The organism is Burkholderia sp. WSM2230 (assembly GCF_000472445.1).
Taxonomy (GTDB): domain Bacteria; phylum Pseudomonadota; class Gammaproteobacteria; order Burkholderiales; family Burkholderiaceae; genus Paraburkholderia.
In genome coordinates, this window is sequence record NZ_AXAJ01000003.1 from 76,776 (window position 1) to 99,680 (window position 22,905).

The following is a 22,905-nucleotide window of genomic DNA, read 5'->3' on the forward strand; positions in this document are numbered from 1 at the left end:
CATGATCGACATTCTCAACGAATTCTGGCGCGCGTTCCTCTACTGGGACGGCCAGCGTATGTCCGGGCTCGCGGTGACGCTGTGGCTGCTGGTCGCCTCGGTCGGCATCGGTTTTTGCCTTGCGATCCCGCTCGCGGTCGCGCGCGTGTCGAAAAAGCGCTGGCTCTCGACGCCGGTGCGCCTTTACACCTATGTGTTTCGCGGCACGCCGCTGTACGTGCAGTTGCTGCTGATTTATACCGGCATGTACAGCCTCGAATTCGTGCGCTCGCATGAACTGCTGGATGCGTTTTTCCGCAGCGGCTTTCACTGCGCGATTCTCGCGTTTGCGCTGAACACCTGTGCGTATACCACGGAGATTTTTGCCGGCGCGATCCGCTCGACCTCGCATGGCGAAGTGGAAGCCGCGCGCGCCTATGGCATGAGCTGGTTCACGATGTACCGCCGCATTGTGATACCGTCCGCGCTGCGCCGCGCATTGCCGTTGTACAGTAACGAAGTGATCCTGATGCTGCACGCCACGACGGTCGCGTTCACGGCCACCGTGCCCGACATTCTGAAGGTGGCGCGCGACGCGAATTCGGCGACCTACCAGTCGTTCGACGCATTCGGCCTCGCGGCGCTGATCTACCTCGTGGTGTCGTTCGCTCTCGTCGCGCTGTTTCGCCGCGCCGAGCGTCACTGGCTCGGTTATCTGGCGGTGCGCAGGCACTGAGCGCGCCGTGTTGGCAGCGGGCGGCGCGTTCGCGAGCGCGCCGTCGAATCCTCGATCCGTATTCTCAAAGGGAGAGCATCTTGCTCCACACCACTCAAACCCAGGCTTGCAAGCTCGCCGTGCAGGACATCCACAAGCGCTATGGCGACAACGAAGTGCTCAAGGGCGTATCGCTGAACGCGAACAAGGGCGACGTGATCAGCATCATTGGTGCAAGCGGCTCGGGCAAGAGCACCTTCCTGCGCTGCATCAATTTTCTCGAGCGGCCGAACGCGGGGCAGATCGTTGTCGACGGCGAAGCGGTCAAGACGAAGACCGACCGCGGCGGCAATCTCGAAGTGGCCGACCACAAGCAGTTGCAGCGCATTCGCACGAAGCTCGCGATGGTGTTCCAGCACTTCAATCTGTGGGCGCATATGAACGTGCTTGAGAACGTCGTCGAGGCGCCGATTCACGTGCTCGGCGTGCCGCGCCGCGAAGCCGAAGACCGGGCGCGTGAATATCTGGAGAAGGTGGGCCTCGCGCCGCGCGTTGAAAAACAGTATCCGGCGCATCTGTCGGGCGGGCAGCAGCAGCGTGTCGCGATTGCGCGGGCACTGGCAATGAACCCGGACGTGATGCTGTTCGATGAGCCGACTTCCGCGCTCGACCCCGAACTGGTCGGCGAAGTGCTCAAGGTCATGCAGAAGCTCGCCGAAGAAGGGCGCACGATGATTGTCGTCACGCACGAAATGGGCTTTGCACGCAACGTGTCGAACCATGTGATGTTCCTGCATCAAGGCCGCACCGAAGAAGAGGGTTTGCCCGCCGAGGTATTGAGCGCGCCGCGCAGCGAGCGGCTCAAGCAGTTCCTCTCCGGCAGCCTGAAGTAACGCGCGCCGCGCCGCAGCGTCGTAGACCAGCCGATGGCCCGCACGTCCAGTCCCGCACGCACCACCCAGGTTGCGATCGTCGCATTGCCGCCCGTGTCGATGTCGGGAGTCGGGCCGATTGTCGACGCTCTCAATCTCGCCAATGAAATCGACGGCCGCGCGCTGTACCGCGTGCAGGTCTGCTCGTGGGACGGCCGTGCCGTGCCGCTCGCCGGCGGAGCGCAATGGCCGGCAGACGCCGCGTTCGGCGACGCGATTGCATGCGACTGGCTGATCGTGATCACCGAACGGTTTCAGCAATTTGCCGACTATCGCCTGTTTCTCGCGAGTCTCGCGCGGGTCGGGCAACGCACGCCGCTCGTCACTGGCATTCACCACGGCGTGTGGTGGCTCGCCATGGCAGGGCAGTTGTCCGGCTATCGCGTCAGCGTGAACTGGGAAACCTATCAGCAGTTCGCCGAGCAGTTCGAGCGCTCCATCGTCACGCAGCAGATCTTCGAAATCGACCGCGATCGCGCGACCTGCGCGGGCGGTCAGGCGACCGTCGACTTCATGCTCGCGATGATCGGCCGGGATCACGGCCCCGAACTCGCGGATCGCATCGCGGACACGCTCGGTGTCGGCGTGTTGCGCGCCGGCGAAGAGCGTCAGCGCATTCCGTTCGTGACCGCGCCGGGCGAGCGCCATCCGCGGCTGAACGATGCCTTGCTGCTGATGGAAGCGAATATCGAAGACCCGCTCACCACCGATGAAATCGCGGGCCTCGTCGGCGTATCGCGGCGGCAACTCGAGCGCCTCTTTCGCCAGTATCTCGGCTCGATGCCGTCCAAATACTATCTGGGCCTGCGTCTTTCCAAAGCGCGCACGCAATTGCAGCGCACCAGCAAGTCCGTCGTGCAGATCAGCCTGGCCTGCGGGTTTTCGTCGGCGGCGCACTTTTCGAATGCATACCGCGAGCGCTTCGGCGTGACGCCGCGTGAAGATCGCCGCAACTGGATCGATCGGCAGACCGGCGCGAGCGGCGCCGCGGCGAGCGAGCCGCGCGCGGGCGCGTTGATCGAGCGGCCGGATTTCGCGGACTAGAACGCGCGCGACGCGCCGCCAGCAGTACGCGTCGCGATGGAACCCCATAGAAAGCGTCGCCTATGCGCAAGACGTATTGCGTGCGGTTTCCTACACTACCTGTATTACCTCTCACCTGTAACGAGGATTTGCCATGAACGACCTGACTGTGACACGCAAGACCTTCGACGAAGTCATGGTGCCGGTGTTTGCGCCCGCCGCCTTCGTGCCGGACCGCGGTCTCGGCTCACGCATCTGGGATACGCAAGGGCGCGACTATATCGACTTCGCCGGCGGCATCGCCGTCACCGCGCTCGGTCATGCGCATCCCGAACTGCTGAAAGTTCTGCACGAGCAGGGCAGCAAGCTCTGGCACATCGGCAATGGCTACACGAACGAACCGGTGCTGCGTCTTGCGAAACGTCTCGAAGACCTGACCTTCGCCGACCGCGCATTCTTCGCGAACTCGGGCGCCGAAGCGAACGAAGCGGCGCTGAAGCTCGCGCGCCGCGTCGCATTCGAACGTCATGGCGCCGACAAATTCGAAATCGTCTCGTTTGCGCAGTCGTTTCATGGCCGCACGTTCTTCACTGTCAGCGTGGGCGGCCAGCCGAAGTACTCGGAAGGTTTCGGACCAGTGCCGCAAGGCATCGTCCATTTGCCCTATAACGACATAGAGGCTGCGAAAAAGGCGATCGGCGCGAAGACCTGCGCGGTGATCGTCGAGCCGATTCAGGGCGAGGGCGGTGTGATTCCGGCTGATCCCGCGTTCCTCAAGGCGCTGCGCGAAGCCTGCGATCAGCACGGCGCCCTGCTCATTTTCGACGAAGTGCAAACCGGCGTTGGCCGCAGCGGTTACTTCTACGCCTACCAGGACACCGGCGTGACGCCGGATATCCTCACCACCGCGAAGGCGCTCGGCAACGGCTTCCCGATCGGCGCGATGCTCACCACGAACGAACTGGCCGCGCATTTCAAGGTCGGCGTGCATGGCACCACGTATGGCGGCAATCCGCTCGGCTCCGCGATTGCGGAGAAAGTGGTCGAGCTCGTCAGCGATCCGCAACTGCTCGAAGGCGTGCGCGCGCGCAGCGAAGTGCTGAAGGATCATCTCGCGAGACTCAATGAGCGCTTTAACCTCTTCAAGCAGGTGCGCGGCAAGGGCTTGCTGATCGGCGCGGAATTGACGGACGCCTATAAGGGCCGCGCAAAAGACTTCGTTACGGCCGCGGGCCAGCATGGCGTGATCATGCTGATGGCCGGACCGGACGTGCTGCGCTTCGTGCCGTCGCTGATCATGCCGCTTGACGACATGAACGAGGGCTTCGAGCGGCTCGCGAAAGCCATCGCCGAAGTGGTCGGCGTGAAGGCCGAAGCGGCGTCGAAATAACCGCGCGTTCAACGCATTGCACTGACTCACTGGTCACATTCATGGGTCGCATTGATGCGTCACACTCAACAGGAACGATGATGCTCTTCGTACGCCCCGGCCGCCTCGCCGATCTCGATGCGCTCGAACACATGGCGCGCACCGCACAGCCGGTGCTGCATTCACTGCCGCACGACCGGCGCGCGCTCGAAGCACGCGTCGCGTTGTCGGAAGATTCGTTTCGCGCGGACGTCGACTTTCCGGGCGAGGAGTTCTATCTGTTCGTGCTCGAAGACAGCGAGACCGGCAAGCTCATGGGCACGGCGAGCATCGTCGCGGCGGCGGGCTACTCCGATCCGTTCTACGCGTTTCGCAACGACGCGCTGATTCATGCGTCGCGCGAGCTGCATGTGAACCGCAAGATTCACGCGCTCACCATGTCGCACGAACTGACCGGCAAGAGCCGGCTCGCGGGCTATTACATCGATCCGTCGCTGCGCGGCGACGCCGCCGCGCATCTGCTGTCGCGCGCGCGGATGATGTACATCGCCGCCAATCGCAAGCGCTTTACGCCGGAGGTGTTTTCGCTGCTGCTCGGCGTGACCGACGACAACGGCGTGTCGCCGTTCTGGGAAGCTGTCGGGCGCAAGTTCTTCGGCCGTGATTTCGCTGACATCGAGATCGAATCAGGCGGGCGCAGCAGAACGTTTATCGCCGAAGTGATGCCCACGTATCCGATCTATGTACCCTTGCTGCCGGAAGCGGCGCAGCGCGTGCTGGGCGAGCCGGACGCGAACGCCTTGCTCGCGTACGAGATCCATCTCGAGGAAGGCTTCGAGACCGACCGCTTCATCGATATTTTCGATGCAGGCCCGGTGCTCACCGCGCAGGTGGACCGGAGTGCGTGCGTCACGCGCAACGAAACGCGCGTGGTGCACGAGAGCGCGGCGTCCGCGAGCGGCTCCGCGTTTCTGATCGCCCACAACGGCGCGGACGGCGAATTCCGCTGCGTGCTCGGCGATCTGCCGGCCGCGAAGAATGAAGGCGCGCCGCTCGCGCATGCGGCACGCACCGCGCTCGGCGTGCAGGATGGCGATGCGGTGCGCTGCGTGCCGCTGCATCGGCCGCAAGACGAAGAACAATCGGGAGATGCACAATGATCGTCGTTCGCGTTGTGCAACGAGGCGATGTCGACGCGCTGATGCGGCTCGCGCAGGAAACCGGCCCAGGGCTCACTACCTTCAAGCCGGATCGCGAGGCGCTCGCCGCACGCGTCGAACGCGCCCGCCGCACCATGGAAGACAAGGCCGCGCCGCACGAGGCAGGCTATTTCTTCGTGATGGAAGACACGCAAACGGGCGATGTCGCGGGCGTCTGCGGCATCGAAACAGCGGTCGGGCTGCAGCAGCCGTTCTACAACTATCGCGTGAGCACGGTGGTGCATGCGAGCCAGGACCTCGGCATCTGGACCCGCATGCGCGCGCTCAACATCTCGCACGACCTGACGGGTTACGCCGAGGTGTGCTCGCTGTTTCTGAGCCCGCGTTATCGCACGAGCGGCGTGGGCGGCTTGCTGTCGCGCTCGCGCTTCATGTTCCTCGCGCAGTTCCGCGAGCGCTTTCCGCAGCGTTTGTGCGCCGAATTGCGCGGCCATTTCGACGAGCAGGGCACGTCGCCGTTCTGGCGCGCGGTCGGTTCGCACTTCTATCAGATCGACTTCAACGCGGCGGACTATCTCAGCTCTCACGGCCGCAAGGCGTTTCTCGCGGAGCTGATGCCGCGCTATCCGGTGTATGTCGAACTGTTGCCGGAAGAAGCGCAGCAATGCGTCGGGCTCACGCATAGCGACACGATTCCCGCGCGGCGCATGCTCGAAGCGGAAGGGCTGCGCTACGAGAACCACGTCGATATTTTCGACGCCGGTCCGGTGCTCGAATGCCACATCTCCGACTTGCGCACGGTGCGCGAAAGCGTGCTGGTGCCAGCCGAGATTGCCGACGTGCCCGCGGGCGCGCCGCAGGATGCGCCGCGTTCCATGGTGTCGAATACGTCGCTTGGCGATTTTCGCGTGGGCGTCGCGGCCGGCGTGCCGCAAGACGGCGTGTTCCGGATGAACGCGCTCGAAGCGTCGGCACTCGGCGTCAAGTCAGGCGACCCGGTGCGGGTGCTGCCGCTGAAACACAAACAAGGATGATCATGAGCGAGCTTTTTATCGACGGCGAATGGGCCGCCGGCACAGGTCCCGCATTCGCGTCGCGTAACCCCGGTACTGGCGCGACCGTATGGGAAGGCAATAGCGCGTCCGCGGACGACGTGGATCGCGCAGTGCGCAGCGCGCGCCGCGCATTCGCGGCATGGTCGGCGGCGAGCCTCGACGAACGTTGCGCCGTGGTGCGCCGCTTCGCTGCGCTCGTCACAGAACGCAAAGAGGCGCTTGCGGAAGCGATTGGCCGCGAGACAGGCAAGCCCCTGTGGGAAGCGCGGACCGAAGCGGCGTCGATGGCTGCGAAAGTCGAGATATCGATTCAGGCCTACAACGAACGCACCGGCGAAAAGCGTTCGCCGATGGCGGACGGCACCGCGGTGCTGCGGCATCGTCCGCATGGCGTGGTTGCGGTGTTCGGGCCGTATAACTTTCCCGGACATCTGCCGAACGGGCATATCGTGCCGGCGTTGATCGCGGGTAATGCGGTCGTGTTCAAGCCGTCGGAACTGGCGCCCGGCGTGGCCGCGCTGACCGTGCAGATCTGGCGCGATGCGGGCTTGCCGGCGGGCGTGCTGAATCTGGTGCAAGGGGAGAAAGACACGGGCATTGCGCTCGCGAATCACCGGCAGATCGACGGACTCTTTTTCACCGGTAGTTCGGACACCGGAACATTGCTGCACAAGCAGTTCGGCGGGCGCCCGGAGATCGTGCTCGCGCTCGAGATGGGCGGCAACAATCCGCTCGTGATCGGTCCGGTCGCGGATATCGACGCCGCCGTGCATCACACGATCCAGTCGGCGTTTCTGTCGGCGGGGCAGCGCTGCACGTGTGCGCGCCGGATCCTTGTGCCCAATGACGCGTTCGGCGAGCGCTTTCTCGCGCGCTTCGTCGAGGTCACCTCGCGTATCAGTGTGGGCGAATACAACGCCGAGCCGCAGCCTTTCATGGGCGCGGTGATTTCGGCGCGCGCGGCTTCCCGGCTTGTCGCGGCACAGGAACGTCTGCTTGGCGGCGGCGCGCAAGCGTTGCTGAAAATGGAGCAGCGCGACCCGCAGCTCGGCTTCGTCACGCCGGCCATTCTCGACGTAACCGCCGTCAAGAACCTGCCCGACGAGGAGCATTTCGGACCGCTCGCGCAGATCATCCGTTACGACAGCTTCGAAGAGGCGCTCGAAAAAGCCAACGACACCCAGTTTGGTCTTTCCGCAGGCTTGCTTGCCGACGACGAATCGCTGTGGACGCATTTTCAGCGCACCATCCGCGCGGGCATCGTCAACTGGAACCGGCCGACCAACGGCGCCTCGTCCGGCGCGCCGTTCGGCGGGCCGGGCCGTTCCGGCAACCACCAGCCGAGCGCCTATTACGCAGCCGATTACTGCGCGTACCCGATGGCTTCCGTCGAAAGCGCGCAACTGCAAATGCCCGCGAGCGTCTCGCCGGGCCTTCAATTCTAAGGATCGACGATGCAAGCCACTGAAGCCAATTTCGACGGCCTGGTCGGCCCGACGCACAACTACGCGGGGCTGTCGTTCGGCAACGTCGCGTCGCAGAACAACGAGAAGTCGGTTGCAAATCCGAAGGCGGCCGCGAAGCAGGGTCTGCGCAAGATGAAGCAGTTGGCCGATCTCGGCTTTCATCAGGGCGTGTTGCCGCCGCAGGAGCGTCCGTCGATGCGTCTGTTGCGGGAACTGGGCTTTTCGGGCGACGACGCAACGGTGATCGCGCGCGTCTCGAAGAACGCACCTGAGTTGCTGGCCGCGGCGAGTTCGGCTTCGGCAATGTGGACCGCGAATGCGGCGACCGTGAGTCCTTCCGCCGACACACACGACGGCCGCGTGCATTTCACGCCGGCGAATCTGTGCAGCAAGCTGCATCGCGCAATCGAACACGAATCCACGCGCCGCACGTTGCGCGCCATTTTCAGCGACGCCGACCGCTTTGCCGTGCACGAGGCCTTGCCCGGCACACCCGCGCTCGGCGACGAAGGTGCGGCGAATCACACCCGCTTCTGCTCGGAATATGGCGCACGTGGTGTCGAATTCTTCGTATATGGCCGCAGCGAATATCGCCGCGGGCCGGAGCCGAAGCGCTTTCCCGCACGCCAGACGTTCGAGGCGAGCCGCGCGGTCGCGCATCGTCATGGTCTGCACGAAGAGATGACGGTGTACGCGCAGCAGAGCCCCGACGTGATCGACGCGGGCGTCTTTCATAACGACGTGATCGCCGTGGGCAATCGCACTACGCTGTTCTGTCACGAGCTTGCATTCGTCGAGCAGAGCGCGGTGTATGACGAATTGCGCGCGAAGCTCGCGGGCGTGAGCGCCGGATTCGATGTGATCGAAGTGCCGGACGCGCAGCTGAGCGTCGCGGACGCGGTCTCGTCGTATCTGTTCAACAGCCAGTTGCTGACGCGACCCGACGGCAAGCAGGTGCTGGTCGTGCCGCAGGAGTGCCGCGAGAATCCGCGCGTGGCCGCGTACCTGGACGAGCTCACGTCGCATACCGGTCCCATCGACGAAGTGCTGGTGTTCGACCTGCGCGAGAGCATGAAAAACGGCGGTGGTCCGGCGTGTCTGCGTCTGCGTGTGGTGTTGAACGACGCGGAACGCGCGGCGGTCACGCGAGGCGTCTGGATCGACGACACGTTGTTCGGCCGGCTCGATACGTGGATCGAAAAGCATTATCGCGACCGTCTCGCGCCGACCGACCTGGCCGATCCGCAATTGCTCGCCGAGTCGCGCACCGCGTTGGATGAACTCACGCAGATTCTCGGACTCGGATCGCTCTATGACTTCCAGCGCTGACGCTCGGCGCGGCGAGCCAGCCGCGATGCTGGACGATTTCCTCGCCTATACGCTTGCGGGCAAGCGGCCTGCCGCGAGCGCAATGCAAGGCACGTGTGCCGAAGGCGTGCGCTGGTCGTGGCTCGACGACGGCGTGCTGCTGATCGAGCCCGCCGTGCTCGCTGCCAACACGCGCAGCGTGCTCGCGTCGGCCGGCGTGCATGGCGACGAAACCGCGCCCATCGAACTGCTTTCGCACCTGGTGCGCGACATTGCGCGCGGCGAGGCCGCATTGACGTGCCGTCTGCTGGTGATTCTCGGCAACGTCGACGCGATGCGCGACGCGTGCCGTTATCGCGACGACGATCTGAACCGGCTCTTCAGCGGCCGTCATCTGCAATTGCCGCAGAGTCGCGAGGCACCACGCGCCGCGGCGCTCGAGCAGGCGGCCGCGCGGTTCTTCGCCGCGGCTTCCGATGAGCCCGGTGCACGCTGGCATATCGACATGCACACGGCGATCCGCGCGTCGGCATTCGAGCGCTTCGCGTTGCTTCCGCATACCGGCAGGCCGTTTTCGCGGGCAATGTTCGAATGGCTGGGCGAAGCGCACATCAGCGCTGTGCTGCTGCATACCACGAAGGGCAACACGTATTCGCATTTCACGGCGCAGACATGCGGGGCCGAGGCCTGCACTTTGGAACTGGGCAAGGTGCGCCCATTCGGCCAGAACGATCTCACGCGCTTTGCCGGTGCGGACGAGGCGCTGCGTCATCTGCTTGCCGGCACCAATGGGCGTGGCGACGCGCAGTTGCCGCGCGCTTTCACGGTGATCGATCAGATCACCAAGCAAAGCGATGCATTCGAATTGCTGGTCACGGCGGATGTCGCGAACTTCACGCCATTCGCCAGAAACACCCTGCTCGCGCGCGATGGGGACTACCGCTACGTCGTGCAACACGACGAAGAGCGCCTCGTGTTTCCGAATGCGATCGTGAAGCCTGGTCTGCGCGCCGGCTTGATGGTGATCGAGACCACTGAGGACACGCACGCCGCGCTGGTCTAGCGGCGCGAGTCTCAAGCGGCGCTGGCGCCTGCGCCTGCATGCGATTGTTTGCGCCAGCGCGACATCAAGTTGCAGCTTTGCACGTCGGCCCGCCGCACGTTCCCAGCAATGCGGCGGTATGAACTGCCCGCAGGCGCGGCACCCGAGCCTGTACAATCCCCGCCTCGCGGCTGCTGCGCTGCACCACAGCGGCCGCGCGAGTTTGAATCGCATTTTTGGCGCGGCAATCATGCCTGTCCGGATTCGGCTCCGTCTTGTTCAATACCGTAGAGGAACACCCGTAATGAAGATGAATTGGCGAAACACGGCTGCGCTCGCGCTATTCGCGACGGCAGCGATCACGGCAGGTTCGGCCATGGCGGCGGACATCAAGGAAGTGCGCTTCGGTGTCGAGGCGTCTTACGCGCCGTTCGAATCGAAGTCGCCATCTGGAGAACTGCAGGGTTTCGACATCGACGTCGGCAATGCCGTGTGTGCGAAGCTGAAGGCGAAGTGCGTGTGGGTCGAGAATTCGTTCGACGGCCTGATTCCCGCCTTGCAGGCGCGCAAGTTCAACGCGATCAACTCGGACATGACGATCACCGAACAGCGTCGTCAGGCGATTGATTTCACGGATCCCATCTACACGATCCCGAATCAGATGATCGCGAAGAAGGGCAGCGGTCTGCAGCCGACGGCCGCGTCGCTGAAGGGCAAGCACGTCGGCGTGCTGCAGGGCACGATTCAGGAGACGTATGCGAAGGCGCGCTGGGCGCCGGCCGGCGTCGACGTCGTGCCGTACCAGACGCAGGATCAGATCTACGCCGACCTCGCTTCGGGCCGTCTCGATGCGTCGTTCCAGGACGCGGAAGCGGCGTCCAAGGGCTTTCTGAAGAAGCCGCAAGGCGTGGGCTTCGAGTTCGCCGGTCCGGCCGTCAGCGACGAGAAGCTGCTCGGCGCGGGCGTCGGCTTCGGCATCCGCCGCGGCGACAAGGCACTCAAGGACGCGTTGAACCAGGCGCTGAAGGAACTGAAGGCCGACGGCACGATAGACCGCTTCGCGGCGAAATACTTCGACGTGAAGGTGGTGCTGAAGTAACGCTGTGCCTCGATGCTCGAACAACATCCAGAACGGCCGCTGCTTGCGGCCGTTTTGCATGGGGGCGCGCCGTTGCTCGCACGGCGCGGTTCATGTCCGTCGCGTGCTGCCAGATATTTCCAGATATTGCTTGAACGACATGCCCGCGCAAGACGGGCTGCGCTAGAATCGCCGGGCGTGCTGCGCTGGCACACTGCCGTCACAACACGCGATGCAAACGATAAACACGCCGCGCGCATGGTGATGCGGCGATAACCACAAGCCAGCAGCAAGCGCCGGGGGCGCCTCGCGGGGGATCACAATGAGCACTATTGCAGTCGGGAATCCGGGCCGTACGGGTGCCGCGGACGATACGCAGTTGAACGCCAGTTTCGCGCGGCAGCCCATCCTGAATCGGGACGGCATGCTGTGCGGCTATGAGCTCAAGATACGCGCGCCGGAATGGCCGGCAGAGGCGCTGGCCGATTTCGACCCGGACACGCAGGACGACACCGGTGGCGAAGCCGACCACCGCGACGCGCGAGCCGGCCGCGCGCCCACACCGGCGCAGCGCGTTGCGCGCGCGATCATCCGCGGACTCGTCGAGGGCAATGTGCGCGGCGCGCTGACCGGGCATCCGGCGTACATCGACACGAGCCGCGACATGCTGTTCGACGACGCGATAGAGCGCCTGCCCGCCGAGCGCTTTCTGTTTGAACTGCCGCATGACATCCACGTCGACGAAGAACTGATCGCGCGCATCGTGCTGCTGCATGGCCGGCGCTATCGCTTCGTTCTCGACGACGTCACGCAGCCCAATGAGACTTTTGCGAAGCTCCTGCCTTACGCGGAAGCCATCAAGATCGACATCACGCGCGCGCCCGCCGCGCTGTTGCCCAAGCTGACGAGTGTGCTCAAGGCGGCGGGCAAGCTGTTGATCGCCTCGGGCCTCGACGCGCAAGCCGCTTTCGAAACGGCGCACGGCCTGGGCTTCGACCGCTTCCAGGGCTATTTCTTCGCGCGTCCGCAAGCCTCGATGACGCGCCGCGTGAGCGCGCCACGCCACGCGCTCCTGAATCTGCTGCAATTGCTCGCGGGCGACCCGACGGTCGCGCAGCTCGAAGCGGAGCTCAAGCTCAACCCCGTGCTGGTGATGCATCTGATGAAGCTCGCCAATTCGAGCGGTTTCGCCGTCGGCCATAAAGTGACGACGCTGCGCGAGGCGATCAATGCAACCGGCACCGACCGCATCGCGCGCTGGACGCAGTTGCTGTTGTATGCGGACGGCCGCAAGGTCGCGCTCGAGGACGACCCGTTGCTGCAGCTCGCGGCGACCCGCGCGCGTTTCATGGAACTGGCCATCGAGCGTCTGCCGGACGCCGGCCGCGACGAAGCCGACGCGGCGTTTCTCACCGGCGTGTTTTCATTCGTCGACGCGGTGTTCGGGGGCTCGCTCGAAAGCACATTGAATGTGCTGACGCTGTCGCGTCCGATCCAGGCGGCCATTCTGCATCGCGAGGGCGTGCTCGGGCAGTTGCTCGCTGCCGTCGAGGCGCTGGAAAACGGCGCATGGGACAGGCTGGCTGCGCTGTGCGCGCAGCTTGCGCCGTTGACGGTGGAAGAGCTCGCGCAAATGGGACTCGCGGCCGGCGCCTGGGCGGGCGTCGCGGACCGCAGCGCGGAAGGTCTCGAAAGAATCGAAGACTGAGGCCGCTTTGGGAAGCACGCCGGCATGGAGCGCATGCCGGCTGCGAAACTCAATTGCGAAACCTGATTGCAAAAATCAGCTGCGAAGTTCGGCTTAAAACCCGTCGGCTTAAAACCCGTCGGCTAAAAAACCGTCGGCTAAAAAACCGTCACTAAAAAACCTGGCGTCGGGCAAACACAGAATCCGGAGAACTTACGCGATGTGATCAACGATCACGCCACGTCTTTACATCGTCTCCATTTCCCGCATCTGCCCCAGGCCGAAAAAACGGCCTAACTCCTTGGCCAGTTCGTTCAGCACGCTCATCTCCTTCTGTGAGATGCGGCGTGGCTCCTGAGTGTGTGACCAGTCGCCGTAAAGCAGCGCGACGGTCTGCTCCGTTTCGTCTACCACCGGGAGCAGCACGAAGGCGCGGGCGTCGTCGAAGGAACGGCGGAACCACTCGGGCAGCCGCGCGACCATTTTCGGATCGCGCGCATTTTCGATGAAGATGCCCACCGAGTTCGCGATTGCCAGGTGGAACACGTCGGGCTCGAACGCCGAGCTGAAGGTGAGCTTGGGCAGCGCCGCGTCGATCTTCGGGCCGAGGCCGAGACGCGCGCGGAACGTGCCGTTGCTGTGCTTGACGAACACCACGGTGCGCGCAAAGCCGAGTGCCGCGAGCACCGTTTCCGATGCCATGCCGAGAGCCGGCGCGAGCGAGCTGGTGTCGGGCAGATTGCGCAGATCTTCGACGCCTGCCGCGATGCGCGCTTCCGGATTGAGCGCCTCGCGAGCCATGGCGTCCGCGTTCGCGCGCAGCTCGACGATCTCGCGCATCACGCCGTCGCCGCCTTCCTCGCGGGCTAGCGCAACGCTCATTTCGAGCAGCGCTTCCGGGTCGGTGTTCAGCGCGCGGCTATATTCCTGCGCCAGTTCGGCAATGCGCTCTTCGCGCTCGAAGTCCGGCACGTTCTGCTGCGTGAGGACGTCGGCGACTGCCGTCGAGTAATTGGTGATGGCGCGCAGCCACTGCACCTGGCGCGGCTGCTCGGTGTCCTGCGGATCGAACTCGCCCATGCCCGAGCGGATCATGTCGGGCAGGCGCCAGCGCACCGCGGCTTCTTCGCCGATTTCGTCGAACGTCACGCCGAGCACGAGTACACATGCATCCGCTTCCAGCGTGCCGCTCTCGATGTGGCGGCGAATCTGATCCCATTCCGCGTCGAGATAGAACACCACCAGCAGCTTGCCGATCTGCCGCATCAGCGTGCAGACCACCGCTTCCTCGCCGGCGCGCAGATCGCCGCGTTCGGTCAGCTTGCGCGCGACGCAGCCCGAGAGCAGCGTGCGGTTCAGTTCGAGCTTCGCGTCGATGCGGCGCGGCGCGCTGTGATGAAAGTGATCGACGATCTTCAGGCCGACCACGAGATGGCCGACGGCGTCCATGCCGAGCACCATCAGCGCGCGCGAAACCGTCGTGATATTGCCGCCGAACGCCATATACATGGCCGAGTTCGCGAGGCGCAGCACTTTTTGCGTCAATGCGAAGTCCGACAGCACGACCTGGACGAGGCCGGTGAAGTCGAGGTCGTCGTTGTTCATTGCCGCCATGGTGGTGCGCAACGACTGCGACAGCATGGGGAAATCGCCGCGCTCGCTCATTCGCGTCCAGAGCCGGTCGAGCACCGCCGCCTTTACCATGTGAGTCCCGCAAAAGCCATACGTGTTCCAATGAATGCCATGCCGGCGCGAGGCCGGCTTATGCCGCTCTTTGAGTGCTTGACCGGCACCGCTAAGCGCTGTGCAGATGAAGCGAGCGCGCTTCGAAACGCTGCGCCAGTTCGTCGGACGGCAACGCCTGGCAGACGAGCCACCCTTGAATGTGGTCACATCCCATCTCGGTGAGCAGGCTGCGTTGCGCTTCCGTTTCGACGCCTTCGGCGACCAGTTCCAGGTCGAGCGTCTGGGCGAGGCCGACCACCGCGCTGACGATCGCCTGGTCGTTCCGGGAGGTTAGCAGATTCTCGACAAAACTCCTGTCGATCTTAAGCTTTGCAAGGGGAAACCGTTGCAGGTAAGCCAGGCTCGAATAGCCGGTGCCGAAATCGTCGACGGCAAAGCGGATGCCCATGGCCGTCAGATCTTCGAGCAGCACCTTGGCGTGCGCGGGGTCGTGCATCAGCAGGCTCTCGGTGATTTCGAAGACGAGGCGCCGCGGGTCGATGCCGGTCAGGTCGATCGCCTCGCGCACGGCGTCCTTGAAACGCGGATCGCGGAACTGCTGCGGCGACACGTTGACCGCCACGTATTGCAGCGAGATGCCCCGCGCGTCCCACTGGATCAACTGCATGCAGGCCACCTTCAGCACCCAGTTGCCGAGGAAGTTGATGAGCCCGACCGACTCCGCAAGCGGAATGAACATGGACGGCGGCACGAGCCCGTGCACCGGATGCATCCAGCGGATCAGCGCCTCCACGCCGACCACGCCGTGCGTGCGGCTGCTCGTGATCGGCTGGAAGTGCAGCGAGAACTCGCCGTTGCGCACACCGTCGTAGAGGTCCGCCTCCAGCTTCAGGCGCTCGGCGTCGGCGGGGTTGTCGTCCGGCACATAGAACGCGAGCGTGTTGCCGCCCGCCGCCTTCGCCTGCAACAACGCGTGGTCGGCCCAGCGCAGAAGATGCGAGTCGTGCGCGGCCGTGTCGTTCGCGTGGCGCACGTCCGGGTAAAGCGCAATGCCGATGCTTGCCGAGAGGTGCACCTGCTGGCCGCTGAACACATACGGCTGCTGGATCGCGGTCAAGAGGCGCCGTGCCAGCGCTTCGGCGGCCGCGGCGGCGTCTGTGCGGTTGGCGGCGGGCTTTACCAGAATCGCAAACTCGTCGCTTGCTACGCGGGCCACCGTCTCGTTCGGGCTCGTCATGTTGAGAATGCGCCGGGCGGTGTCGCGCAGCATTTCGTCGCCGGCGTCGTAGCCGAGCGCGCGGTTCACGCGCTGATAATCGTCGATGTCGAGCAGCAGCAGCGCGGCGGGTGTGCCGTGCGCGTCGGCCTGCTGTTGCGCCTCCAGCAACGCGGGAATCAGCGCGGACTGGTTGGCGAGATGGGTGAGCCGGTCCTGATGCAGCGCCTCGACGAGGCGCTCCTCGCTCGCGCGCCAGGCCGACACGTCGAAACCGGCAATCGCAAAGCCGTCCGAGCCGTTATGGCTGCTGCGCACCACGCGCAATTCGACGGTGATCGGATACGTCAGCGACTTGATGAGCCCGAGCGTCGCCTTTTCGACATTGCCGCTGGTCAGCGCGCGCTCGAGCAGCGCGTCGAGACGCGCGGCGTCGGCCTCGGCCACCAACTCATGCAGTGTGATCGTCTCCAGATACTCGCGGTGATAGCCGATGAAGCGCAGGCTCGCGTCGGACACGTAGAGGAAGCGCAGCTCGCTGTCCACATGCGCCAGCAGGTCCACGGCGCCGACCACCTGTTCCAGTTGCGGCGTGGCGGGCGGCCCGGCTTGCGGCTTGTCCTCGACGCGCCGGCCAAGCCCGAGAAGCCGGCCGACGACCGTGCGCAAGGAGCCCTGACGGGGCGCGGTGATCCTGTTCGCTTCCATGTGTGTGGTGGCAACCTGTGTTCGTCTGCGGGCGGGGCGGCTTGCCGTTCGCCTCTCGAGGGCGGCGAAAGGATATCTGGCGGGTCCCATGCGGGGTCCCACGCGGGTATCAGGCCGCCCCATCAGGACAAGATAACGACCTGCGGCCCGAAATCTTTAGTGGCGGCGCAAGAAAAACATCCGGTAAGGAAACGCGGCACGCGCTCGCAGCCGGACTGGGCCGATTCGGTTAAAGTGCGGTTGGCCGGCGTCCGTTAATACGGCAAACCCCTGTGCGGTGGCGGCGCGCCGCTGCCGCGCAGTCCTTCGAAAGCTGCACCGATGACCCATGTCTGAACTTCATTTGGTCCGGGCCTCCGCCCGGCGCATCGAGGTGCGCGACGCGACCGGCGACGAACCTGACGCGGCTAATGCTGCACAGTTCGTCTATCTGGGCCGACAGCCGATTCTCGATCGCCAGGGCGCGCTCAACGCATACGAACTGCTGTTCCGGGCCGGCGCCCACAACTATGCCGAAGTCACCAACGACGCGCAGGCGACCGCGCAGGTGGTGGCGCGCGCGCTTGGCGGAATCGGCGTGCCCGCCGTGCTCGGGCAGCATCGCGGCTTCGTCAATATCGACCGGGCGATGCTGTTCGACGACATCGTCCACGTGATGCCGCCGGAGCGCTTCGTGCTCGAAATTCTCGAAACCGTCAGGTTCGACGCGCAACTCGCGCGGCGGCTCAGCGAGTTGCGGCGCGGCGGTTTCCAGGTCGCGCTCGACGACGTGACCGAGCTATCCGACGAACTACTTGCCATGCTGCCGCATGCGGACATCGTCAAGATCGACTTCCTGCAGACTGAGCGCACGCATCTGCCAGAACTTGCCGCTGCGATGCGCGGCGAGGGCAAGACGCTGATCGCCGAGAAAGTGGAGACGCGCGAAGACTTCGCGGTTGCGCGCGATCTCGGCTTCGATCTGTTCCAGGGCTACTTTTTCGCGCGGCCCCAGGTGCTGGCCGCGCCGAAAAACCGCTCGCCGCGCCCGGGCCTGTTGCGCCTGCTCGCGCTGCTTTCGCGCGACGCGGGCATCGTCGAACTGGAAGCGGAACTGAAGCTGAACCCGAGCGTGGTGGTGCAGTTGCTGCGCCTCGTGAACTCGAGCGCGTTCGGTCTCGGACGAAATATCGCGTCGTTGCGCGAGGCGATCATTGCGACAGGCACGCGGCAGATCGCGCGCTGGGCGCAACTGCTGCTTTACGCGGACAGCGGCGATCTGCCGTGGCGCGCCGATCCGCTCGTGCAACTGGCCGGCACGCGCTCGCGCTTCATGGAACTGGCGGCCGGCTGGATGCGTCCCGCCGACGATGAATTCGCCGACGCCGCCTTCATGACCGGCATCTTTTCTCTCGTGCATGTGGTGCTCGGCAGCACGCCGAAAGCCGTGCTCGAAAAGCTCGGCCTCGCGCCGCAGATTCGCGCGGCTATCGTCGAACGGCGTGGGCCGCTCGGCACGCTGCTGCGGATCGCGGAGGCGGCGGGCGAGGGCGCCGATGCGGCGTCGATCGCGCGCGATTGGGATGCTCCGCCGGAATTCGCCGCGCTCACGCCGGAGATACTGGCCGAGCTCAATCTCTCCGCGGCTGCCTGGTTCGGCGCGCATATCGAAGAAGCGGCGGCCTGATTGGGGGTTATGGGTTGCGGATCGCCGACCGCGGGTTGGCGAGTGGGGCGTGCCGGGTGTCGAATCCGAGTGGCGAGTGGCGAGTGCGGAGTGGCGAGTGCGGAGTGCGGAGTGCCGTGCGCCGCCAACGTCGGCATTCCGGGCACGCGCAGCGCGCAGTTTTCGTGTACGTGGTCCAATAGAGGACAAGGCCAGCCGTTCATGCTTCGTTGCGCCGCTTCGTTGCGCCGCTCCACGCGGCCCGAATGCTGCACGAGTGCACAATGAATGCGCCAGGAACGCGCTATGCATCCTGCCGGACGGCGCGGCCCTAAACCCCTTCCCGCCAACGGTAAGCATCACCGCTCAAAGGACAGCAGATGAAGATAAACCTCATGCCGGCAGCGCTGGCCGCAGCCGTCTCGGTGACGTGCGCCGCCTGGTCGTTGAACGCCTGCGCGACGCTCAAACCCGGCGACACCGCTCCGCCGTTCACCGCACAGGCGTCGCTCGGCGGCAAGACGTACACGTATTCGCTTGCCGACGAGCTGAAGAAAGGACCGGTGGTGCTGTACTTCTATCCGGCCGCTTTCACGAAGGGCTGCACGATCGAGGCGCATGAATTCGCCGAGGCCGTCGACGAATATAAAAAATATGGCGCGACGGTGATCGGCGTGTCGCACGACAACATCGACACGCTGACGAAATTCTCCGTGAGCGAGTGCCGCAGCAAATTCCCTGTGGCGGCGGACGCGGAGTCGAAGGTGATCGGCGCCTACGATGCGGGCATGCCGATGTATAGCTCGATGGCCAATCGCGTCTCGTACGTGATCGCGCCGGACGGCAAGATCATCTACGAATACACGAGCCTGTCGCCCGAGAAGCACGTCGAGAACACGCTGAAGGCCGTGAAGGATTGGGCCGCGACGCACAAGCTGCCGTAAGGCTTTTTGTCGAGAGTTCGCTATGCCGATTCTGGTTGGACTATTGGCGCTGATCGCGCTGGTGTACGGCGCGGTGCGCGCGTTCGACGCATTGCAGGCAGGGTTCGGAACGTCGGTCGCCGTCGGCGTGGCGGCGCTGGCGGCTTTGCTGCTGGCGGCCGCGGTCGCTTACTGGTTGCGCCGGAGAAAGGAAGTCGCGCCGAACATCCGCGACGGCGACTGGACGCATCGGCTCGATGGCAGTTGGGGTTCGGTGCGTCTCGCTTCGGGCAAGCGCCTCTGTGAGGTTCATGTCGGCGCAGAGCAGGGCGCTTATATCTTTGCCGATCTGCTTGGCGCCGACCTGCAGCGTCACGAAGCGCAGTGGCAGCTTGCGCTGAAGGTCAAGGACACCGCGCGCGGCGTGTGGCTGTTGCCCATGCGGAGCGAGCGGCAGGGCAGGCAATGGCAGCGCATTTTCCTGCTCGCGATGCAGCAGAAGCTTTGAGGCCGCTCGAACGCGCGGCGCCGCATTGCTCGGCAGCCTTTGCATGTTTCTTCAAAAGCCGCCGCGGATGCGGGTCGCGTCACATCATGAGGCAGGCGTGATCCCGCCTCTGCGTGCCTTGCGCGACTCCCAGCGCACGCGAATCCGGTCCATGTACAGATAGACCACCGGCGTGGTGTAGAGCGTCAGCATCTGACTCATGATCAGCCCGCCGACAATCGCAATGCCGAGCGGCGCGCGCAACTCCGCGCCTTCGCCGCGCCCGAATGCGAGCGGCAGCGCGCCCAGCATCGCGGCGAAGGTGGTCATCATGATCGGGCGGAAACGCAGCAGGCACGCCTCGTGAATCGCGTCGCGCGACGAGCGGCCGTGCCGCGACGCCTCGATCGCGAAGTCCACCATCATGATCGCGTTCTTCTTGACGATGCCGATCAGCAGAATCACGCCGATCAACGCGATGATGCTGAACTCGGTCTGAAAGAGCAGCAGCGCGAGCAACGCGCCCACGCCCGCCGACGGCAGCGTCGACAGAATGGTGAGCGGGTGGATATAGCTCTCATAAAGGATGCCGAGCACGATATACACGGCGGCGAGCGCGGCCAGAATCAGGATCGGCTGGTCCGACATCGACTGCTGGAACGCCTGCGCGGTGCCCTGGAAGCTGCCGTGGATCGTCGCCGGCATGCCGATCTCGGCCATGGTCTGGTAGATCGCCTGCGTCGCCGTGGAAAGGGACACGCCCGGCGGCAGATTGAAGGAAATCGTGGAGGCGACGAACTGGCTCTGGTGATTCACCGAAAGCGGCGTATTGCCTGGCCCGAAGCTCGCGATTGCGGAGAGCGGCACCATGGTTTCCTTCGACGTGGACACTGCCGCGCCCGACGATGCGCTCGACTTGCCACTCGTCGCAATGGAATTGATCGCCTGGTTGCGCGCGGAATCGGCGGCAATCGTCGCGGCGCTTTGCGCCGTGGTGCCCGCCGTGCCGCCCGCCGAGGCACTGGTGGACGACGAGGTGGATTTGTCCGATGCCGTGACCGTGCCTGCGGGCGCGTTGGTGGTCTGTGCGCCGCTCGCGCTGCCGCCCGACGTGCTGATGTAGACCTGCTTGAGCATGTCCGGGCTTTGCCAGTACCTGGGCGCGACTTCCATCACAACGTGATACTGGTTCAGCGGGTTGTAGATCGTCGACACCTGGCGCTGGCCGAATGCGTCGTACAGCGTGTTGTCGATCTGCGCGGGCTTGATGCCGAGACGCGCCGCGCTCGCGCGGTCGATGGTCACCATCGCTTCGAGGCCGCCTTGCTGCTGGTCGGAATTGACGTCGGCCAGTTCCTTGCGCGCCTGCAACGCCTCGGTGAGCTTCGGTCCCCACAGGTACAGGTCGGGCGTGGAATCTGCGAGCAGCGTGAACTGGTACTGCGCATTCGACTGCCGCCCGCCGACCCGAATATCCTGCACCGCCTGCAGGAATGTGCGTGCGCCGGCGACGTCGCCAAGCGGCGCGCGCAGTTGCTGGATGACCTGATCGGCGGAAATCTTGCGCTCGCTCTTCGGCTTGAGCGACACGAACATGAAGCCCGAATTGGTCTGCCGGCCGCCCGTGAAGCCGACCACGCTGTCCACGGCCGGGTTCTTGCCGACAATCTCCATCATCTGCGAGAACTTGCCTTTCATGGCCTGGAACGAAGTGCTCTGGTCCGCCTGAATGCCGCCGATGAGCCGGCCGGTGTCCTGCTGCGGAAAGAAGCCCTTCGGCACCACGATGTAGAGCCAGATATTCAGGCCGATGGTGGCCAGCAGAATGAACAGGATCAGCCGCGGATGCAGCAGCGCCCAGCCGAGCGTGCGTTCGTAACCGCGCTGCATGCTCGCAAAGCCGCGTTCGAGCCAGCGCCCGAAACGGCCTTCCTGTTTCTGTTCGTGCGGCTCGCGCAAGAGGCGCGAGCACATCATGGGCGTGAGCGTGAGCGAGACGATCAGCGACACGCCGATCGCCAGCGAGAGCGTCAGCGCGAACTCGCGGAACAGGCGCCCGACGATGCCGCCCATCAGCAGAATAGGCAGGAACACGGCGACGAGCGAGATGCTGATCGACATCACCGTGAAGCCGACTTCGCGGGCGCCGAGGAACGCGGCCTTCATGCGCGGCACGCCGTTCTCGATATGCCGCGAGATGTTCTCGAGCACCACGATGGCGTCGTCCACCACGAAGCCGGTCGCGATGGTCAAGGCCATCAGCGAGAGGTTGTCGATGGAAAAGCCGAGCAGATACATCGCGCCGAACGTGCCGATGATCGATACCGGTACGGCCACGCTCGGAATCAGCGTGGCGCGCCAGTTGCGCAGGAACAGGAACACCACCATCACGACGAGCGCCACCGCGATCATCAGCGTGTGTTCGGTGTCTTTGAGCGACGCGCGGATCGTGGTGGAGCGGTCGGCGGTCGGCGTGATGTCCACGTCCGCGGGCAGCGACGCGTGCAGTTGCGGCAGCATCGCCGTAACACGGTCGATTGTCTCGATGATGTTCGCGCCGGGTTGCCGGTACAGGATCACGAGCACCGAGCGCTTGCCGTTGAAGAGGCCCAGGTTGCGCAGATCTTCGACGGAATCGACGACTTCGGCCACATCCGACAGTTTGACCGCGGAGCCGTTGCGATACGCGATCACGAGGTCGCGATACTGCGCCGCCTTGCTCGCCTGGTCGTTCGTGTAGATCTGCACGCGGTTCTGGCCGAACTCGATCGAGCCCTTCGGACTGTTGGCGTTGGCCGCGGCCAGCGCCGCGCGCACGTCTTCGAGACCAATGCCGTAGTGGAACAGCGCCTGCGGCTCCAGTTCGACGCGCACGGCCGGATTGGCCGAGCCGCTCACATCCACTTCGCCGACACCTTCCACTTGCGAGAGCGACTGCTGCAACACGGTGGCCGCGGAGTCGTACAACTGGCCCGCGGTGAGCGTTTTCGACGTGAGCGCGAGAATCATGATCGGCGCGTCGGCCGGATTGACCTTGTGGTACGTCGGGTTGCTGCGCAGGCTGGCCGGCAGGTCGGCGCGCGCGGCGTTGATCGCCGCCTGCACGTCGCGCGCCGCGCCGTCGATATTGCGGTTCAGGCCGAACTGCATCGTGATGCGCGTGGAGCCGACCGAGCTCATCGAGGTCATTTCAGTGACGTCGGCAATGGAGCCGAGATGCCGCTCGAGCGGACTGGCCACGCTGGTGGCCACGGTGTCCGGGCTCGCGCCCGGCAGCGACGCCTGGATCGAAATGGTCGGGAAGTCCACCTGCGGCAGCGGCGCGACCGGCAGCTTCATGAACGCGAAAATGCCGGACAGCGCGATGCCGATGGCCAGCAGCGTGGTGGCGACGGGGCGCGCAATAAACGGACGCGACAGGTTCAT

17 protein-coding genes are annotated in these 22,905 nt (G+C 64.7%); 14 read left to right on the top strand and 3 right to left on the bottom strand.

Going from position 1 to position 22,905, the window contains the following annotated elements; translation table 11 throughout:
- Window position 1 precedes the first annotated feature (1 nt).
- The 11 genes from A3AC_RS0108795 (at window position 2) to A3AC_RS0108845 (ending at window position 12,835) form a co-directional block, all read left to right on the top strand.
- Complete coding sequence (locus tag A3AC_RS0108795) at window positions 2-715, top strand: ABC transporter permease (RefSeq protein ID WP_025598408.1); 714 nt, start codon at window positions 2-4, stop codon at window positions 713-715.
- Window positions 716-795: 80 nt separating this feature from the next.
- Complete coding sequence (locus A3AC_RS0108800) at window positions 796-1,587, top strand: ABC transporter ATP-binding protein (protein WP_025598410.1); 792 nt, start codon at window positions 796-798, stop codon at window positions 1,585-1,587.
- A 33-nt stretch (window positions 1,588-1,620) separates the two neighbouring features.
- Window positions 1,621-2,670, top strand: coding sequence for a GlxA family transcriptional regulator (locus tag A3AC_RS0108805; protein ID WP_025598411.1), 1,050 nt, complete (start codon window positions 1,621-1,623; stop codon window positions 2,668-2,670).
- 133 nt (window positions 2,671-2,803) lie between these two features.
- On the top strand, window positions 2,804-4,039 hold the full coding sequence (locus A3AC_RS0108810; protein WP_025598412.1) for an aspartate aminotransferase family protein: 1,236 nt from the start codon (window positions 2,804-2,806) through the stop codon (window positions 4,037-4,039).
- Window positions 4,040-4,119: 80 nt separating this feature from the next.
- The gene (gene aruF, locus A3AC_RS0108815) at window positions 4,120-5,178 is read left to right on the top strand and encodes an arginine/ornithine succinyltransferase subunit alpha (protein ID WP_025598413.1); all 1,059 of its coding nucleotides are present in this window, start codon (window positions 4,120-4,122) and stop codon (window positions 5,176-5,178) included.
- Window positions 5,175-6,212 carry an arginine N-succinyltransferase gene (astA, locus tag A3AC_RS0108820; protein ID WP_025598415.1) on the top strand — a complete coding sequence of 346 codons (1,038 nt, stop codon included), beginning with the start codon at window positions 5,175-5,177 and terminating at the stop codon, window positions 6,210-6,212. The genes aruF and astA overlap by 4 nt, the downstream gene beginning before the upstream one ends.
- A gap of 2 nt (window positions 6,213-6,214) precedes the next feature.
- Entirely contained in the window at window positions 6,215-7,678 is a 1,464-nt protein-coding gene (gene astD, locus A3AC_RS0108825; RefSeq protein ID WP_025598416.1) for a succinylglutamate-semialdehyde dehydrogenase, read from the top strand.
- 9 nt (window positions 7,679-7,687) lie between these two features.
- A complete protein-coding gene (gene astB, locus A3AC_RS0108830; protein ID WP_025598417.1) occupies window positions 7,688-9,028 on the top strand; it encodes an N-succinylarginine dihydrolase in 1,341 nt (446 codons plus the stop codon).
- A complete protein-coding gene (gene astE / locus A3AC_RS0108835) occupies window positions 9,012-10,070 on the top strand; it encodes a succinylglutamate desuccinylase (protein ID WP_025598418.1) in 1,059 nt (352 codons plus the stop codon). The genes astB and astE overlap by 17 nt, the downstream gene beginning before the upstream one ends.
- 283 nt (window positions 10,071-10,353) lie before the next feature.
- Window positions 10,354-11,148 carry an ABC transporter substrate-binding protein gene (locus tag A3AC_RS0108840; RefSeq protein WP_025598419.1) on the top strand — a complete coding sequence of 265 codons (795 nt, stop codon included), beginning with the start codon at window positions 10,354-10,356 and terminating at the stop codon, window positions 11,146-11,148.
- Window positions 11,149-11,449: 301 nt separating this feature from the next.
- Window positions 11,450-12,835 carry an EAL and HDOD domain-containing protein gene (locus tag A3AC_RS0108845; protein ID WP_025598421.1) on the top strand — a complete coding sequence of 462 codons (1,386 nt, stop codon included), beginning with the start codon at window positions 11,450-11,452 and terminating at the stop codon, window positions 12,833-12,835.
- Between the two features lie 225 nt (window positions 12,836-13,060).
- Here the strand turns inward: A3AC_RS0108845 and A3AC_RS0108850 are convergent, their stop codons facing one another.
- Both A3AC_RS0108850 and A3AC_RS0108855 read right to left on the bottom strand, forming a co-directional pair.
- Window positions 13,061-14,518: an HDOD domain-containing protein gene (locus A3AC_RS0108850; RefSeq protein WP_025598422.1), complete on the bottom strand. Its 1,458-nt coding sequence runs from the start codon at window positions 14,516-14,518 to the stop codon at window positions 13,061-13,063.
- Window positions 14,519-14,609: 91 nt separating this feature from the next.
- On the bottom strand, window positions 14,610-16,424 hold the full coding sequence (locus tag A3AC_RS0108855) for a putative bifunctional diguanylate cyclase/phosphodiesterase (RefSeq protein WP_025598423.1): 1,815 nt from the start codon (window positions 16,422-16,424) through the stop codon (window positions 14,610-14,612).
- Window positions 16,425-16,752: 328 nt separating this feature from the next.
- On the opposite strand from A3AC_RS0108855, the gene A3AC_RS0108860 reads away from it, so the two are divergent.
- The 3 genes from A3AC_RS0108860 to A3AC_RS0108870 all read left to right on the top strand — a co-directional run bounded on the left by A3AC_RS0108860 (window position 16,753) and on the right by A3AC_RS0108870 (window position 19,500).
- The gene (locus A3AC_RS0108860) at window positions 16,753-18,090 is read left to right on the top strand and encodes an EAL and HDOD domain-containing protein (protein WP_025598424.1); all 1,338 of its coding nucleotides are present in this window, start codon (window positions 16,753-16,755) and stop codon (window positions 18,088-18,090) included.
- Between the two features lie 359 nt (window positions 18,091-18,449).
- A complete protein-coding gene (locus A3AC_RS0108865) occupies window positions 18,450-19,013 on the top strand; it encodes a peroxiredoxin (RefSeq protein ID WP_025598425.1) in 564 nt (187 codons plus the stop codon).
- A 22-nt stretch (window positions 19,014-19,035) separates the two neighbouring features.
- Window positions 19,036-19,500 carry a hypothetical protein gene (locus A3AC_RS0108870; RefSeq protein WP_025598427.1) on the top strand — a complete coding sequence of 155 codons (465 nt, stop codon included), beginning with the start codon at window positions 19,036-19,038 and terminating at the stop codon, window positions 19,498-19,500.
- An 84-nt stretch (window positions 19,501-19,584) separates the two neighbouring features.
- Here A3AC_RS0108870 and A3AC_RS0108875 read toward each other — a convergent pair whose 3' ends face one another.
- Window positions 19,585-22,905, bottom strand: coding sequence for an efflux RND transporter permease subunit (locus A3AC_RS0108875; RefSeq protein WP_025598428.1), 3,321 nt, complete (start codon window positions 22,903-22,905; stop codon window positions 19,585-19,587).

Coding starts and splice junctions, on each gene's coding strand:
- A3AC_RS0108795 (WP_025598408.1), top strand. CDS start 2: ATGATCGACATTCTCAACGAATTCTGGCGCGCGTTCCTCTACTGGGAC.
- A3AC_RS0108875 (WP_025598428.1), bottom strand. CDS start 22,905: ATGAACCTGTCGCGTCCGTTTATTGCGCGCCCCGTCGCCACCACGCTG.
- astA (WP_025598415.1), top strand. CDS start 5,175: ATGATCGTCGTTCGCGTTGTGCAACGAGGCGATGTCGACGCGCTGATG.
- aruF (WP_025598413.1), top strand. CDS start 4,120: ATGCTCTTCGTACGCCCCGGCCGCCTCGCCGATCTCGATGCGCTCGAA.
- A3AC_RS0108855 (WP_025598423.1), bottom strand. CDS start 16,424: ATGGAAGCGAACAGGATCACCGCGCCCCGTCAGGGCTCCTTGCGCACG.
- A3AC_RS0108845 (WP_025598421.1), top strand. CDS start 11,450: ATGAGCACTATTGCAGTCGGGAATCCGGGCCGTACGGGTGCCGCGGAC.
- A3AC_RS0108850 (WP_025598422.1), bottom strand. CDS start 14,518: ATGGTAAAGGCGGCGGTGCTCGACCGGCTCTGGACGCGAATGAGCGAG.
- A3AC_RS0108860 (WP_025598424.1), top strand. CDS start 16,753: ATGTCTGAACTTCATTTGGTCCGGGCCTCCGCCCGGCGCATCGAGGTG.
- A3AC_RS0108840 (WP_025598419.1), top strand. CDS start 10,354: ATGAAGATGAATTGGCGAAACACGGCTGCGCTCGCGCTATTCGCGACG.
- astB (WP_025598417.1), top strand. CDS start 7,688: ATGCAAGCCACTGAAGCCAATTTCGACGGCCTGGTCGGCCCGACGCAC.
- A3AC_RS0108805 (WP_025598411.1), top strand. CDS start 1,621: ATGGCCCGCACGTCCAGTCCCGCACGCACCACCCAGGTTGCGATCGTC.
- astE (WP_025598418.1), top strand. CDS start 9,012: ATGACTTCCAGCGCTGACGCTCGGCGCGGCGAGCCAGCCGCGATGCTG.
- astD (WP_025598416.1), top strand. CDS start 6,215: ATGAGCGAGCTTTTTATCGACGGCGAATGGGCCGCCGGCACAGGTCCC.
- A3AC_RS0108810 (WP_025598412.1), top strand. CDS start 2,804: ATGAACGACCTGACTGTGACACGCAAGACCTTCGACGAAGTCATGGTG.
- A3AC_RS0108865 (WP_025598425.1), top strand. CDS start 18,450: ATGAAGATAAACCTCATGCCGGCAGCGCTGGCCGCAGCCGTCTCGGTG.
- A3AC_RS0108870 (WP_025598427.1), top strand. CDS start 19,036: ATGCCGATTCTGGTTGGACTATTGGCGCTGATCGCGCTGGTGTACGGC.